This is a genomic window from Baaleninema simplex PCC 7105 (genome assembly GCF_000332355.1).
In the GTDB taxonomy this organism is placed as follows: Bacteria; Cyanobacteriota; Cyanobacteriia; order Cyanobacteriales; family Geitlerinemataceae; genus Baaleninema; species Baaleninema simplex.
This window is the reverse complement of the sequence record NZ_KB235958.1, coordinates 3,023,597-3,039,149: the sequence shown is the minus strand read 5'-3', so window position 1 is coordinate 3,039,149 and position 15,553 is coordinate 3,023,597. Positions and strand designations below refer to the sequence as shown.

At 53.5% G+C, this 15,553-nt stretch carries 9 protein-coding genes; 6 read left to right on the top strand and 3 right to left on the bottom strand.

Annotated features, from left to right (window positions below; all coding sequences use genetic code 11):
- Window positions 1–271 precede the first annotated feature (271 nt).
- A complete protein-coding gene (locus GEI7105_RS0115525) occupies window positions 272–1,600 on the top strand; it encodes an RNA-guided endonuclease InsQ/TnpB family protein (protein WP_017661357.1) in 1,329 nt (442 codons plus the stop codon).
- A gap of 63 nt (window positions 1,601–1,663) precedes the next feature.
- Here GEI7105_RS0115525 and GEI7105_RS0115520 read toward each other — a convergent pair whose 3' ends face one another.
- Together GEI7105_RS0115520 and GEI7105_RS33595 are read right to left on the bottom strand one after the other, a co-directional pair.
- A complete protein-coding gene (locus GEI7105_RS0115520) occupies window positions 1,664–2,143 on the bottom strand; it encodes a tellurite resistance TerB family protein (protein ID WP_026097697.1) in 480 nt (159 codons plus the stop codon).
- A gap of 404 nt (window positions 2,144–2,547) precedes the next feature.
- A complete protein-coding gene (locus GEI7105_RS33595) occupies window positions 2,548–4,257 on the bottom strand; it encodes a CAP domain-containing protein (RefSeq protein WP_017661355.1) in 1,710 nt (569 codons plus the stop codon).
- 741 nt (window positions 4,258–4,998) lie between these two features.
- Between GEI7105_RS33595 and GEI7105_RS0115500 the strand changes: the two genes are divergently transcribed.
- The 5 genes from GEI7105_RS0115500 to GEI7105_RS0115470 all read left to right on the top strand — a co-directional run bounded on the left by GEI7105_RS0115500 (window position 4,999) and on the right by GEI7105_RS0115470 (window position 14,355).
- Entirely contained in the window at window positions 4,999–5,982 is a 984-nt protein-coding gene (locus tag GEI7105_RS0115500; protein ID WP_017661353.1) for a metal ABC transporter solute-binding protein, Zn/Mn family, read from the top strand.
- Window positions 5,983–6,219: 237 nt separating this feature from the next.
- Window positions 6,220–7,014, top strand: a complete 795-nt coding sequence (locus tag GEI7105_RS0115495; protein ID WP_017661352.1) for a metal ABC transporter ATP-binding protein — start codon at window positions 6,220–6,222, stop codon at window positions 7,012–7,014.
- Window positions 7,015–7,619: 605 nt separating this feature from the next.
- Window positions 7,620–12,908, top strand: a complete 5,289-nt coding sequence (locus GEI7105_RS33590; protein WP_144053827.1) for a PAS domain S-box protein — start codon at window positions 7,620–7,622, stop codon at window positions 12,906–12,908.
- Between the two features lie 111 nt (window positions 12,909–13,019).
- The gene (locus GEI7105_RS40495; RefSeq protein WP_281166997.1) at window positions 13,020–13,154 is read left to right on the top strand and encodes a hypothetical protein; all 135 of its coding nucleotides are present in this window, start codon (window positions 13,020–13,022) and stop codon (window positions 13,152–13,154) included.
- A 103-nt stretch (window positions 13,155–13,257) separates the two neighbouring features.
- Window positions 13,258–14,355 carry an ATP-binding response regulator gene (locus tag GEI7105_RS0115470; RefSeq protein ID WP_035493169.1) on the top strand — a complete coding sequence of 366 codons (1,098 nt, stop codon included), beginning with the start codon at window positions 13,258–13,260 and terminating at the stop codon, window positions 14,353–14,355.
- A 171-nt stretch (window positions 14,356–14,526) separates the two neighbouring features.
- On the opposite strand, the gene GEI7105_RS0115465 is transcribed toward GEI7105_RS0115470, so the two are convergent.
- Window positions 14,527–15,489, bottom strand: coding sequence for an aldo/keto reductase (locus GEI7105_RS0115465; RefSeq protein ID WP_017661346.1), 963 nt, complete (start codon window positions 15,487–15,489; stop codon window positions 14,527–14,529).
- Window positions 15,490–15,553: the final 64 nt, after the last annotated feature.

Here is a 15,553-nt window from a genome sequence, read left to right as displayed (position 1 = left end):
GCCGATGCATTTGCAGTATCCAGACCAGCCACTTTAAGATCCCAATTTGCTTCTCATTGAGATGGATGCGCAGAAAATCTTGGTAGAATGTCGGTAGCATTTTTTGTTGGGTGGCCGCAAACGCCACCCTCTTTTTTGGGACTCCTCTATTCTCTCAAACAATTGTCCCGTCTGGCTTCCGTCTACCTTGTCACCCTCTCAGGCTTGGCTGGTGGTGTAGCGAAGCGCGACCGAGGGGAGTAACCTACAAAAGATTTGCTACAGTTTAGATATGCTAAACATGACGTGGGAATTTAAGCTAGAGCCAACGGCGGAGCAGGTTTCAGAGATCGAACACATTCTTGATGTGTGCCGCCATGTCTGGAATTTTGCTCTGCGGGAACGTAAAGACTGGCTAAATTCCCGCAAGTCACCCGTGAATGCGTGCTCGATGCGGCAGGAATTTATCTTGCCAGCAGATGCACCCTTCCCGAACTACCACGTTCAGGCTAAGCGTTTGACCGCTGCCAAGACTGAATACCCCCGATTAAAGACTGTCAACGCTCAGGTTCTTCAGCAAGTCCTTAGAAAACTTGAGGCTTCTTGGGAGTCGTGGCGGTTAAAACGTTCGGGTCTTCCACGATTCAAAAAACCCTACCGGATGCGAAGCTTTGTCTTCCCCCAGATGCTCAAAAACTGCATCCCCCCTTCGCCCCCCGAAGTTCGGGGGGTTGGGGGGATAAAGCTGCCGCAACTGGGCTGGGTTCGGGTTCGGTGGTCGCGGAAAATTCCTGATTTATTCCAGGTTAAGCAAGCCCAGATTGTCCGCAAGGCATCCGGGTACTTTGTTATGCTGAGCCTTCAGGCTGACATCGATATCCCTGACACGATACCTCACGGACATCCGGTAGGGATTGACGTTGGACTGGAGTACTTTCTTTCAACGTCTGATGGAGAACAGGTCAAGCGACCTCGCTTTTTCAACAATCTGCACCGCAAGCTGAAATTGCTGCAACGCCGATTGAAGAAAAAGCAGAAGGGGTCAGCTAACTGGCTGAAACTCCAGAAGAAAATTGCCAGAGTCCATCAACGGATTGCCGATACGAGAAAAGACTGGCATTTCAAGCTGGCTCATCACCTCTGCGACGGCGCAGGGATGATTTTTGTCGAAGATCTCGACTTCCGCATTATGGCCAAGGGAATGTTGGGCAAACACACTCTAGATGCTGGATTGGGTCAATTTGTGAATCAGATCCTTCCCTGGGTGTGCTGGAAGCGTGATGTCTTTTACGGCAAGGTGGATGCTCGTGGCACTTCTCAGGAATGCCCAGATTGTGGAGTGGAGGTTCGCAAAGATCTCTCAACTAGGATTCATCACTGTCACAACTGCGGGTCAATTAAACCCCGTGATGTGGCGAGCGGACAAGTTATCTGTACCCGTGGGCAACGGGGAATCGAAACTGCCTGTGGAGGGGATGCGGCGGGGGCTGAGTTGGCTCAGTCTAGCTGGCACCTGTTGAAGCAGGAAATCTTTGGGGCGACCCAAGGAATCTCCCTGCATACCCGGAACGGGTTGCTGGGAGAGGATGTCAAATCAACCTACATTAGAGTTGCAGGTTAATAAAACAAAACGAACTTATTTAAACTGAAATATCCAATTACGATCTTGAATTCGTAAGCCAAACTAATTGTTGAAAAAATTATCGAGGGATTCAGAAAGGCTTTCGAAAATAGAGCGATCGCCGCTGTGTTCTCGCTCGACAGTGGCTTCGATCTCTTTGACGACGGTTTCCGGTAAATCGAGCAGTTCGACGAGTTTTTGATACGCCGTCGCTTCTTCTTCATTGATCTTAGGTTCGTCAGGGGTACGAGAACTCGAGGCAATGGTTTCGTAACCAAGTTTCAAAACGAGTTCTCGCTCTTCTTGGCTTTGGAGTTTGGGAACCAAATCTTCGAGAGGAATATTTTGAACCAAATACTCCCGCAGCTCTTGCTGAAGCTTTTGTTGTTGTTCGGCGTTTTTGGCGAAAATCAGGCTGAAGCGATCGAGCATTAAATCGACTTCTTCTTTCGCCAGTTGTCCGTCAGCCCAAGCCATAGACGCGACGACTCGCAACAGGTTCATCTGACGGGGAGAAATGGGAGGAGGAGACGGAGGAGTCATAACCGTGAACAGTCAACAGTGAACAGTGAGTAGCGTGACTTAAAGAACGGGGTGTCGAACGTGAGACCGATCGCTCGCCACGCACCGCCAACATATTGGTTCCCACGAAGTTAACACGCGATCGCACGTCGGCTTTTGGGCTGTAAGGTTTTTTGAAGAATCGTTGACGTTCTGTGCCGCTCTGGTCTGGGTTTGCAACTCCCTCCTTGTCCGATAGTTGGGCTTCAAGAAGTCTTCACCACATCCCCCCAACCCCCCTTTGTACGGGGGCTAAGGGGGGTTGGAGGGTCTTACCGGCTTCGGAGAAACTGCTGTTTGAGTCCTCGACTCCACTCGGAATCAACGCTGAGCGAAGTCGAAGCGAGCGAAGTCGAAGCGTTGAGATTCGGATTTCGTAGGAAGCGTTAGACGGACAGAAAATCCGTCTCGTCGAGTTGGAGACGATCGCAGTTTTGCAAGGTCAAACTGAGATGTCCCGCCACCAGTTGCAGGTCGTTTCCCACCTCGAACACCGTAAAGTCCTGGTACTCCAACCCGTCCGAGACGACAATGCGATCGACGTCGTCGGAGAAGTCAACAATCGTGAGGGTTTCGGTCTCGGGTTTCACCCAGAAGCGATCGCGTCCCTCACCGCCGACGAGCAGGTCGTTTCCACGATCGCCGACGAGGTCGTCGTCCCCCGGCCCGCCAAACAGCGTATCGTCGCCGAGACCGCCGAACAGCGTATCGTTGTCGAAACCGCCATCGATGAGGTCGTCGCCAGCATTTCCGTAGAGGAGGTCGTGTCCCGAATCTCCCGTTACCGTATCCTCTCCGAAATCGCCCATCACTGCATCGTTTCCGCCGCCGCTGACGATGAGGTCGTCCTCGCGACCGCCATAGAGATCGTCGTTGTCGAGGCCGCCATCGAGGGTGTCGCGGCCGGTGTTTCCGAAGATCGAGTCGTCACCCTCGTTTCCATCGAGACGATCGCGATCGCCGCGTCCGACGAGAACGTCGTTTCCAGCGTTTCCTTCTAACGCGTCGTCGATGTCGCTTCCCAGAAGAGTGTCTGACCCGCTGTGTCCTTCGAGCCAATCCCCGGACACGCTGCGACCGGAAAACGGCGTGAGGGAGAGGGTCAGTTCGCGGTCAAAGGCGATTTCACCGTGGGAGTTTGCGGTTTGCGTGTTGCTATTGCTGGGTTCGCCGTCGTCGATGCTATTGTCAACGCTCTCGAGAGTCGCCGTCACAGAGGTGGACAGGTCGAGGCTGTCTGTTATCAGGTCGAGTTTGATGTTTTCGTCTCGTACCGCGATCCGTTGAGACACAGTATCGTTGCGTCCGTCGCGATCGAAGTCTCCTTTAAAGGTAGCGGTGTACGTTCCAGCGGGAAGTTGCAACTGGTAGCCCCCAGAACGCCAGCTTTGGGTCTGGTAGGTTTCTCCCGTTTCGCGGTTTTTGACCTCTACGGTGACGGCTTCGAGACCTTCGCCAGGTGTATAAAAGTTATCGTTGCGACGGCTATCGTCGTAGACGACTCCCAACAACCAAGGATCGGCGTTCGACCGAGCTGCTTGGCGATCGAGTCCGAAATGTTGGGTAATCAGTAACGAGCCGACCGTGGTGTTGGGATCGTTTTCTTCGATGATGGAAATTCCCAGTTCCCGATAGTCTTCGTTTAGCAGGGTAATACGATGTCCCGGTGGATTTTGGATTCCCGTTTCGGTATTACCCCAGTCTATGGCGAATCCAGCGTGTCCGGCAAAAACGGATTCGGGATAGGCGAAAATATTTTCAGCAACTTTTGCTGCTTCGTATCCAGTCTTTTCGATGCGATCGAGCAAACGCGGTTCGTTCGGAAGATTGTGCGATTGGCGATCGTAATACACCATCAATTCGTTATGGGTTCGGGCTGAATCTTGGAGTTTTTCCGACCAAGCTACGGGCGCGACTGCTTTTAAGTCACGCCATTGTTCTTCTAATATTTTTCGATCGACATCAAAATAACTTAAGGCTTCTCGGACTTCCGAACTTGGACTATTGAGGAGTAAATTGAGTTCTGACGCTGGATCTTGTCGCATCCGATTGACGAGTTCCAACATATATTGTTCGTCAGCACTGGGCTTAGACATTATTTTGCTCCGCCTAAAAAAAACTTAAGATCGATATTTTTTTTGGCAGGAACACCCATTATTTTAAGGCTCGAAAAGTATTCTCGTTGTGTTTGAGTCTGGGTTTTCATATTGTCAAGCTGGACGAAGATTTTCAATTTTAAGCCTTTCGATGAAAACCAGAAATTGAAAATCGTAATTTTATCGAACAACGTAGCTTCAAAAAAGCCTGGGTGTGTTTTTTTGAAGTCGAACTCATTTCTTCGCCTTTCCAGTTTTAATATAGTGAAGTTCTTGTGAATCTGTCTTGAGTTAAAACACTGAACTTTACAAAAACTTTAACGAGTGTTTTTTAAACAGACTTCGGAAATTGCTTAAGCAATTTGAGTGCATCGCAATGTTATTTTTAAAATTTCGGTAAAATCACAGATTTTTCGGCGATCGCCTTTGACAAACTGTATTTGAGTAGAGGGTTTCACCCCTCACCCATCAGTCGTTCTGGCGATCGCGCCCCTATTGTGAAGCCACAGTTCATAATTCAGTTACAAGAGGGTTTTGGGCAGAGCTAGCGTCACAGAAACGGCAATTTTACAACTTTTGTACAGATCGTGAAGACTTCCTTCACAATTCAAGCCTCGGAATTGCCAGAATCCCTCCACCTCCCTAGTCAAGACCCGCATTCTATGTTATTTAAATGATTATCGTTATCAAAACTGACGATCGCGTCGGTCGCGATCGCCAGGCCACAGGAGAAAAGCTTAGATGAGGGTATCTCTTCCCACAGCCGTTGTATCCCTAGGACTCAGTGCGATCGTCGGGTGCAGCAACGTCCCGACGTCCAACGACACGACCCCCGAGAACTCCCCCGAGAACTCCCCCGACACCACCCTCGACATCACCGTCAGCATCGTTCCGCAGGAGTACTTCGTCGAAAAAATTGGTGGGGACAATGTTAACGTAAACGTGATGGTGCAACCCGGCGCATCTCCGGCTACCTACGAGCCACGCCCCGAACAACTCCGCGCCCTCAACGAAGCCGAAGCCTACATTAGTATTGGTGTCCCTTACGAACGAGCCTGGATGGAACGCATCCGAAGTGCTAATTCCGAAATGCTCGTCGTCGATTCCACCCAAGGCATCGACAAAATGGAAATGGCAGCTCATCACCACCACGAGGACGAACACCAACACCAACACCAACACGAAGACGCAGACGAACACCAACACCAACACGAAGACGCACAGGACGGCGAAACCTTAGATCCTCACGTTTGGCTGTCTCCCACTCTCGTTAAAATCCAAGCCCGAAATATCCACGACGCCCTCACACAACTCGATCCCGAAAACCGAGCCGAATACGACACCAACTTCGCTAACTTTCTCGAAGAACTCGACAAACTCGACACGCAAATTCGCGACAATCTAGCCGGACTCGAAAATCGAAAATTCATCGTATTTCATCCGTCCTGGGGCTACTTTGCCCGAGACTACGATCTCGAACAAGTTCCCATCGAAGTTGGAGGACAAGAACCGAGTGCGGCCGAACTGGCCGAACTCGTCAGCGAAGCCCAAGCTGAAAATATTAAAATTGTCTTCACCCAACCCGAATTCAATACCCAGTCAGCCGAACTCATCGCTCGCGAAATCGACGGAGAAGTAATACCAATTACTCCCCTCGCCCGCGATTGGTCTGATAACCTACTCGAAGTGTCTCAAATCTTCTCGGAAGTCTTGGGAACTGATTAGAGGAAGATCGAGGGAGTGGGGGAGCGTCTTTCAGTGTAGAGGTAAGAGTGAAGAGTCAAGAGTGAAGATATTCGGTTTTAAAATTCAGGTAGCAATGAGGAGTAATGCTACTTTGGCTTTCAAATCCTGGCCACAGAAGGATCGTGTCCGACCAGCATTATTAGAGTGCAGCACTACCCCCCGTTCCCCGTTCCCTGTTCCCCGTTCCCTATCAAACTATCAATTATCAACTCAAAAATGTCTGAGTCTTCCCCTGCCATCTTAGTACGTCATCTTTGGGCTGGATACGATCGCGATCCCGTTCTCGAAGACATTAACTTAAGTGTTGAAGCAGGAGATTTTATCGGCATTATCGGCCCCAACGGCGGCGGCAAAACGACGTTTTTAAAAGTATTGTTAGGATCGATCGCACCGATGCGCGGTCGTGTCGAGATCTTCGGCCGTCCCGTCAAACAGGGGCGTCGATTTATCGGCTACGTCCCGCAAGGTATCGATTTCGATCGCGAGTTTCCCGTACGCGTGCGAGATGTCGTACGAATGGGTCGTCTCGGAAAGCGGCGACTGCTCAAACGCTATAACGCCAAGGACGATGACATCGTCGATCACGCCTTAGAACAATTAGAAATGTTAGACTTTGTCCGCACCCCCATCGGGGAACTGTCCGGCGGACAACGACAGCGGGTTTACATCGCTCGTGCCTTAGCCAGCGAGCCACGGGTGTTGCTCCTCGACGAACCCACTGCCAGCATCGATCCGAAAATGCAAACGAACGTTTACGAACTGCTGCGCCAGCTCAACGAAACAATTCCCATCGTGTTGGTCTCCCACGATCTCGGTGCAGTTTCAACTTACGTGAAAACGATCGGCTGTCTCAACCGTCGCTTGTTTTACCACGGAGAAAAGCAGATTTCGGCAGAAATGCTCGAAAAAACCTACCAATGTCCCGTCGATCTGATCGCGCACGGCGTTCCCCATCGCGTCTTCCCCGAACATCACGATCGTCACGACTGTCAAAACCCCGATAAAACTTAAAGTTTTGCGAAATAAAAGTCAATAGACTCGGCGATCGCACACAGTCAGTGCAGAACGCAATCTCATCTAAGCTGAGCCGAGCAGAGCCTCTGTTTTCTAAAAAATTAGAAAGTATTTTCACAGTAAATCAGACCGATCGCAAAAAGAATCGAGTGCAACTGGCGTAAAAAACTGTAGCGATCGCTATAAAAATTGCAGAGTGAAGCCATAAAATCGACATTTCTGCATTGATTTTAAACACAGCTAATTTTCGATTTGCGTGCTATCACAGAAAAGGAAAACTTTTAGGACTTTGGAGAGGTCTTCTCACCCCTCCTAAATTCGACGCGAGCGACCTCAATTCCCTCGCTCTCCGTTTGCGTCCCGAGCGATCCCAGAAACCCCAGGCTGCGAAAAACGTTCGTGCCTCGCGCGAAAACGACTCGTTTTGTTCGCACGCCCTCACCCCCCAAGCGAGATCCCAGGACGAACGGCTTCGGCGAAGGAATTCCCGTGGCTCGACTTTCCCTCTCCACACACCGATTCTCCAACCTGCTCCCTGCTGTGGCGAAAGGGCTACGTACTGCTTCTGCGAGCGTACCGACCCGGTGCAACCGAAAACAACCGTGACTCATTCCCTTACCGTTCTACTCATCGATAACTCTCTTGAGACTCGAACCGTCTGTCACCAACGGGTGCAACAACATCTACCTCCCTGTCGCGTTGTGGAATTCGCAAGAGTTGCCGATGCTTTAGCATGGTGTTGCAACGAAACCGACGATCGCTGTGTGCCACCTCCCGATCCCGCCCAGATCGCCGCAGAAATGGCGCTGCGCGTGGGGCGATCGCTCGAACTCGAAGACATCTTACAGGCAGCCGTCGAAGAAATACAGCATTGGCTCGAGGGCGATCGCGTGGCGATCGTGCGTTACGACACAGACGGAAGCACACGCATCGTTGCCGCCTTCCCCCAACCCCAGATTGCAGACACCGACCTCACCGTTCCCCTTCACAGGTCCGACGCTCGCCAATGGGGAGCGATCCGGGTCGGAAACTGCCCTCAACAGAGACAATGGAACGACGCCGAGCGAGCCGTCCTGCACCACTTCGCGGTTCACCTGAGCACCGCCATCGATCGCGCCGAACGCGTGCGCGACCTCGAAACCCGCAACCGCCAGCTCCAAGAGCGCTTGCACCGCAGCCAGCAACGAGTGCGTACCCTCATCGATAACTTTCCCGAGGGTGCCGTCCTCCTGTTCGATCGCCACTTGCGCTATCAAGCCGTCGGCGGTTGGAACTGTCAAACCCGAGGCTTTCAAAAAGACGAACTCGAAGGAAAAACGATCTGGGACGTCTTACCCCCCGACACCTGTGCGGCGATCGAACCCCTGTACCGTCAAGCCCTGGCGGGCGATCGAGCCTGCGACGACCTTTTCTTCGGTTGTCGTCACTACAACATCTGCGTCGTCCCCATCGGAGACGAAAACGAACCCATCGAAGCCGGTGTGGCGATCGTGCGAGATCTGACCGAACACCGAGCCGCCCAAACTGCCGCCCGCAACAGCCAAGCCTTTTTGCGCCTCGTTCTCGATACCGTCCCCCAACCGATTTTTTGGAAAGATCGCGACGGTCGCTTTCTCGGATGTAACCGAAAACTCGCCGAACTCGCGGGACGCGACGATCCCGACGACCTCGTCGGAGCGAGCGACTTCGACTGTCCCTGGTATCGCGAAGCCCCCCTCTACCGAGCTGACGACCTCGAAATCATGGCCTCGGGACGGGACAAACTCCACCTCGAAGAACCCATTACCATCGTCGAAGGTCGCGGCGAGGCGTCCTCGCGTCAAACTCGCTGGATACGTACCCACAAAGTCCCGCTGCTCGATCCCGACGGAAACATCATCGGTATTTTAGGCACCTTCGAGGACATCACCGATCGCAAACACGCCGAAGAACGCCTGCGCCAGAACGAAACCCTCCTGCAAGAAACCCAACGTCTCAGTCGAGTTGGAGGGTGGTCGATCGACCTGCGAGCGGGCAAAGTCATCTGGACCGAGGAAATGTATCGCATTCACGAACTTCCCTGCGATGTTTCCCCCCATCCCCTGCTCGATATCGACCGATTGCTCGAATTCTATCCCGACGAGGCTCGAGATACCGTCTGCGAAGCGTTTGCCCTCGCCCTCGAAAGCGGTCGGGGTTACGATCTCGAAGTTCCCTTTCTCACCGCGACCGGGCGATCGCGCTGGGTGAGAACCACCGCTCGCGTCGTCTGCGAAAACGGTCAGCCCGTCAAACTCATTGGTGCGATCGCCGATATTACCGATCGCAAACAGGCCGAACTGACCTTACAAGACCTCAACCGCACCCTCGAGAGCCAAGTCGAACAGCGCACCGCCCAACTGCGTGCCGAAACCGCCGAGCGATCGCAACTGCTCGACGTTCTCGAAGCCAGTGTCAACGAAATTTACATTATCGATGCCGAAACCCTACAATTTCGTTACGTCAATCGCGGGGCGTTGCAAAACCTGGGCTACACGGCCGAAGAGATGGCGCGGGCGAGCGTTCTCGACATCACCCCCCATTTCAGCCGCGATCGGTTTCGCCAGCACGTCGCCCCTCTGGTCGACGGTTGCGTCCCCCAACTCATCTTTGAAACCGTCCACCAACGGGCTGACAGCAGTACTTATCCCGTCGACGTTCGCCTCCAGCAAATCGAACAGTCTGGAACATCGCTGTTTCTGGCCATCGCCCTCGACATCAGCTCTCGCAAAGCCGCCGAAGACGCCCTGCGAACCAGCCAGCAGCGATATGCCTTAGCCACCCGCGCCGCCCGAGTGGGGATTTGGGAGTGGAACCTTCAAACCGGCGAGTTTTACCTCGATCCCAACGTCAAAGCCCTTTTGGGGTACGAGGACGACGAAATCCCCAACGACATCGATCGCTGGGTGCAGTATGTCTATCCCGACGATCGCGACGCGGTCATGGAGGCCGCCACCGCTTGTTTCGACGGACGCACCCCCGAGTATGTCCTCGAGCATCGCATGGTTCACAAAGACGGCTCGTTGCGATGGATTCTCGTGCGGGGGCGAGTGTGGCGAGACGCGTCGGGAACGCTCCTGAAGATGATGGGAACCGATACCGACATTACCGACCGCAAACAGGCCGAACTGGCACTGCAAGCCAGCGAAGCCCGGTTTCAACGCATTGCCGCCAACGCACCGGGAGTCATTGATCAGTTTGTCCGCGATCTCGAGGGAAGGCAAACCTTTCTCTACGTCAGCGATCGCCTGCGAGATCTGCTCGAACTCGACCCCGAAGGCGTCTGTCGCGACGCGAGGACGTTGTTCGACCGGATTCACCCCGACGATCGCCCCAGCTTCGATATCTCGATCGACCGTTCGGTTCGCACTCGAAGCCGTTGGCATTGGGAAGGACGCTTTATCGCCCCTTCAGGTCGTCTCGTTTGGATTCAAGGACTCTCAGAACCCGAACGCCAACCGGACGGATCCCTCGTGTGGGATGGTATGTTTTTCGACATCACGGCTCGCAAAGCGACCGACGCAGCACTGAAAGAGAGCGAAGCCAAATTTCGGCAACTGGCCGAAACCATCGAGGACGTCTTTTCAATCGTCACCCCCGGATTCGAGGAACTGCTGTACGTCAGCCCGTCTTACGAGCGTTTGTGGGGGCCGGGATATCCCAAAACTCAGGAAGCGTGGGAAGCTTCGATTCACCCCGACGATCGCGATCGCGTTCTCGGTCTTTTTAAATCCTTTAACGGGGGAACCCTCGACGAAGAATATCGCATCGTGCGATCGGACGGACAACTGCGTTGGATTCGCGATCGCGCCTTTCCCGTAACCGACGAAACCGGCCAGATCGATCGCATCGTTGGCGTGGCAGAAGACATCACCGAGCGCAAGCACGTCGAACTCGATTTAGTCCAAAACCGCGACTTACGAGAGGCAATTTTCAACGAATCGACCGACGCCCTGTTTCTCGTCGATCCCGATTCGCTGTTGACCGTCGATTGCAACCGCCGCGCCTTAGAACTGTTCGAGGCCGAGTCGAAATGGGAACTCGTGGGTATCGAAGGCAACAGCTTACAGCGCCATCCCTTTACCCTCGAAGAAATTCGAGACATCGCCCGCGAAATTCGAGAACGGGGGTTTTGGAGTCGCGAAATCGAATACGCAACCTGTCGCGGTCGCTACTTCTGGGGTAATTTAGCCGCCAAAACCATCGAAGTGGCCGGAACCCGGTTTAACTTGGTTCGCATCAGCGACATCAGCGATCGCAAAACGGCCGAAGTGCAACTTCGCAAGAGCCGAGCGCGGTTGCTGAGCGCCCAACGCATCGCCTGTTTGGGCAGTTGGGAATACCACCTCGACACCGGCCAGATCGAGTGGTCTGAAGAAACCTTCCGCATTTTCAAGCGCGATCTCCACCGAGGCGCTCCCACTTACGCCGAGTTAGACGCCTGCATCCACCCCGACGACCGCCCGCGTCACCGCGACACCGTCGAACAAGCTGTGGCCGCCCAACAATCGTTTGCCGTCGAGTATCGCTTCTACCGCGATACGGGAGAACTGGGCTATCTCTCTGCTCGCGGCGAACCGATTTTCGATGCCAGCGGCCAGTTGTGGGGATTTTTAGGCACCGTTCTCGACATTACCGATCGCAAAGGCTTTGAAGAGACGCTCCGGCGCACCAACGCCGAACTCGCCCGAGCCACCCGCCTCAAAGACGAATTTCTCGCCAACATGAGCCACGAGCTGAGAACGCCCCTCAACGCGATTTTAGGCATTTCCGAAGGCTTGTTAGAACAAGTTTACGGGGTGTTGGACGACCGGGAAATCAAAGCGATCGGCACCATCGAACGCAGCGGTCGGCATTTATTGGAATTAATTAACGACATCCTCGACTTATCCAAGATCGAAGCCGGACACCTCGAACTTCATCGATCGCCGACGACGCTATTACCACTGTGCGAGTCGAGTCTCAGTTTCGTGAAACAGATGGCAGCGAAACAAAACATCCACCTCCATCTCGAAGTGCGCGACAACTCGGTGGTGCTGGATATCGACGAACGACGGATGCGTCAGGTTTTGGTCAACCTACTCAGCAATGCCGTGAAGTTTACTCCCGATGGCGGTCGCGTGAGTTTGGACGTCTCGTTGGTAAGCGAGAGTTCCGACGCCGACGATAAGTTTTACGCGGTCTTTGCCGTCAGCGATACGGGAATCGGCATCGCCCCGGAAGATTGCGATCGCCTGTTCGAGCCGTTCGTGCAGATCGATAGCCGTCTGTGTCGCACTTACAGCGGAACGGGTCTGGGGTTGTCGTTGGTGAAGCGGTTGACGGAACTTCACGGCGGTCGCATCGAGGTCGACAGTCGCGTCGGGGGTGGAAGTTGCTTTACGGTGTGGATTCCCGCCCAAATTTCTCAAGGACAACGCGCGATCGAAGAAGAGGACGTCGAGAATCTTTTGTCTTCCTCGTCCTCTATACCGGATGTTGAAAAACCTTTGGTTTTGTTAGCTGAAGACCACAAAGCCAGTGCTGAAATGTTGGTGAGTTTCCTCTGCGCCAACGGCTACCGCACGGCGATCGCCCAGAACGGTTTAGACGCCTTTCGCAAAACCAAACAACATCGACCGGACGCGATCTTGATGGACGTACAAATGCCGTTAGTCGATGGATTGGAGGCGATCGCTCGCATCCGAGGCGAAGCCGATATCGCCGACGTGCCGATCGTCGCACTGACGGCGTTAGCGATGGCTGGCGATCGCGATCGCTGCCTCAAAGCTGGTGCAGACGATTACATTCCTAAGCCCGTGCGTTTAAAACTGTTGCTAGAGACCCTCGAACGGTTACTGTCTCCGACGGCCGAGTCAGAATCTATCCTTTAACGTCCTTCTCAGTCGGCAGGAGCTGAGATCGGACACTCCCAAACGTTACAGTTTGGGATCTCGATCTAGCGGATACGCGAAGGCGATCTTGCTGTCGATCTCGAGAACGCGATGTCTTTTAACGCCGACGTTCGCTCGAGAGACAACAACGACAGTCCGGTCTTCGAGACTGCCGTTGTTTGGCAATCCCGTGGCGACAGTTGGCTGAGTGTTGGGGAACCCCGTGGAGCCACCGAACAGCTATGAGAACTTCGTCGTCCCCGTATCAATTTTCTTGTTGTTATTTGGAGGCCCGTCGCTCTCGATCGGTCGGTTTGGCAAAGGCTGAGACGGAACGACGCAAATGTTGATGAACGATACCCCGAAACTCTTAGTAGTAGACGACGAGCCAGACAATTTTGAAGTCGTCGAGATTTTGTTGTTTCGCGAAGGGTACGACCTGGTATTTGCCCAAAGCGGCCGGGAGGCGTTACAGGAAATCGAACGCCAGCTTCCCGATACGATCCTGCTCGATGCGATGATGCCGGAATTCGACGGGTTCGAGGTGTGTCGCTATATTCGATCGCATTCCCAGTATCAGCACGTACCGATTTTAATGGTAACGGCACTCGATTCAAAGCTCGATTTAGCCAAGGGAATCGAAGCCGGTGCGAACGATTTTATCAGTAAGCCAGTTAACGCAGTGGAGTTGCGGGCGCGGGTGCGATCGCTACTGCGCGTCAAACAACAATACGACCAGTTAAAGGCGTTATTAAAAACCCGCGAAGAGTTATCGAACGCTTTAGTTCACGATTTCCGAAATCCCCTGAGCAGTATCGTGATGTCGGCGGATATGTTAGCCACGACTCCCCTCGACACCAAACAACGAAAATACGTCAAATACATCAGTAGTTCGGGGTTGCGGTTGCAGTCGATGGTCGATAGCTTGTTGATCGTGGCTAAAGTGTATGCCAATAAGTTACAGCTTCATTACCAACCGGTCGATTTCGTCAGTTTGGTTCGCACCACGTTGAGCGAGTTCGAGACTCTCGCCGAACGCAAGCAAATCCAACTCGTCGCCCGTTTTCCCGACGTTCGACACACCATCGACGCTGACGAAACGATCTGTCGTCGGGTTCTCGATAATTTATTAGCCAATGCCCTGAAGTTTTCGCCGAAAGGCTCGACTGTCGAAATCGCGATCGAATACGGGGACGAGGGTGACCTGTGCGTTCGCGTCGCCGACGACGGCCCGGGCGTCAAGCCAGAAGTTCGACAGCAGATTTTCGAGCCTTTTGAAATCGGTCAAATCATGCAAGGAGTTTCTCAAACGGGATTGGGATTAGCGTTTTGCAAAACTGCCATCGAAGCCCACAGCGGCTCGATTTCTGTGGAAAACCGCACGCCCCACGGGGCAATATTTACATTGATCCTTCCAAGGAAGCGTTGTGATGGGATGACCGGATAATACTTAGTGGTGCAGAAAACTTTTCGAGACAGAGGATTGACAAAACACATAAAATATGTATTGCTACTCAGGTCAGATCCCCGGCATCTTGGAGATGCCGGGGATCTCCAGCAGTGCGTCGCGATCTTGTTCAACTGGTGACTGGTGACTGGTGACTGGTGACTGTCTGCATCACAGCCACGGCCGACTGGCTTGTTCGAGACGTTTCACGTCGTCGGCGATGAGAGACCATCCCAACGCCCCGGCGTTTTGTCGGGCTTGTTCGGCGTTTTTCGCCCCCGGAATGGGAACCACGCCGCCCTGACAAATCAGCCAGTTGAGGGCGATTTGGGCGGGGGTTTTGGCGTATCGTTCCGCCAACTGTTCTAACATCAAGGTGACGGGTTCGATCGCCCGCAATCCCTCGGGGCGGAACTTAGGATCGAGTTGACGTCCGCCGCTGGGATTGCTGTTTTCGGGGGTATATTTCCCCGTCAAGAGTCCTTGGGCGAGGGGACTGTAGGCTAATAGCGTTACGCCGAGGGTTTTGGCAGTTTCGACGATGCCTTTGGTTTCGACTTTCCGCGACAGCAGCGAATAACGAACCTGGTTGACGGCGAGGGGAACGCCGCGACGGTTGAGGAGGTCGTAGGCTAGACGCATTTCGTCGGCGGAGTAGTTGCTGACTCCCACGGTGAGGATGCGACCCCGTTCCACTTCGTCGGCGAGGGCGTCCATCAGGGTTTCTTGGGACATGAAGAAGGTAAACGGCCAGTGGACTTGGTAGAGGGAAATACAGTCGGTTTGCAGGCGATCGAGACTGGCAGTTACGGCGTCGTAAACGTCGGATTTGCGGAACCGCCAGGGTAACGGTCCGTATTTGGTGGCGATTTGGACGGGAGTGTCGCAGGTTTTGGCGAATTTGCCGAGGAGTCGTTCGGATTCCCCCTGTCCGTAGACTTCAGCGGTGTCGAAGAAGGTGATTCCGGCATCGATAGCGGCGTCGAAGGCTTGTCGGACTTGTTCTTCTCCGTAGCCGTTGCCGTATTGCCAGAAAAAGCTATCGCCCCAAGACCACGCCCCAATCCCCAAGGGCTTGACGTGGAGGTTGGAGTTTCCCAAGGCGATGGTGTCGTTGAGTTCGGTCGGTTGCATGGCGATCGAGATCGGGTAACGCTTCTTAACTTAACTTAATGCTTCTCGATCGATCTGGCAGCCT

Coding starts and splice junctions, on each gene's coding strand:
- GEI7105_RS0115525 (WP_017661357.1), top strand. CDS start 272: ATGCTAAACATGACGTGGGAATTTAAGCTAGAGCCAACGGCGGAGCAG.
- GEI7105_RS0115520 (WP_026097697.1), bottom strand. CDS start 2,143: ATGACTCCTCCGTCTCCTCCTCCCATTTCTCCCCGTCAGATGAACCTG.
- GEI7105_RS33595 (WP_017661355.1), bottom strand. CDS start 4,257: ATGTCTAAGCCCAGTGCTGACGAACAATATATGTTGGAACTCGTCAAT.
- GEI7105_RS0115500 (WP_017661353.1), top strand. CDS start 4,999: ATGAGGGTATCTCTTCCCACAGCCGTTGTATCCCTAGGACTCAGTGCG.
- GEI7105_RS0115495 (WP_017661352.1), top strand. CDS start 6,220: ATGTCTGAGTCTTCCCCTGCCATCTTAGTACGTCATCTTTGGGCTGGA.
- GEI7105_RS40495 (WP_281166997.1), top strand. CDS start 13,020: ATGTCTTTTAACGCCGACGTTCGCTCGAGAGACAACAACGACAGTCCG.
- GEI7105_RS0115470 (WP_035493169.1), top strand. CDS start 13,258: ATGAACGATACCCCGAAACTCTTAGTAGTAGACGACGAGCCAGACAAT.
- GEI7105_RS0115465 (WP_017661346.1), bottom strand. CDS start 15,489: ATGCAACCGACCGAACTCAACGACACCATCGCCTTGGGAAACTCCAAC.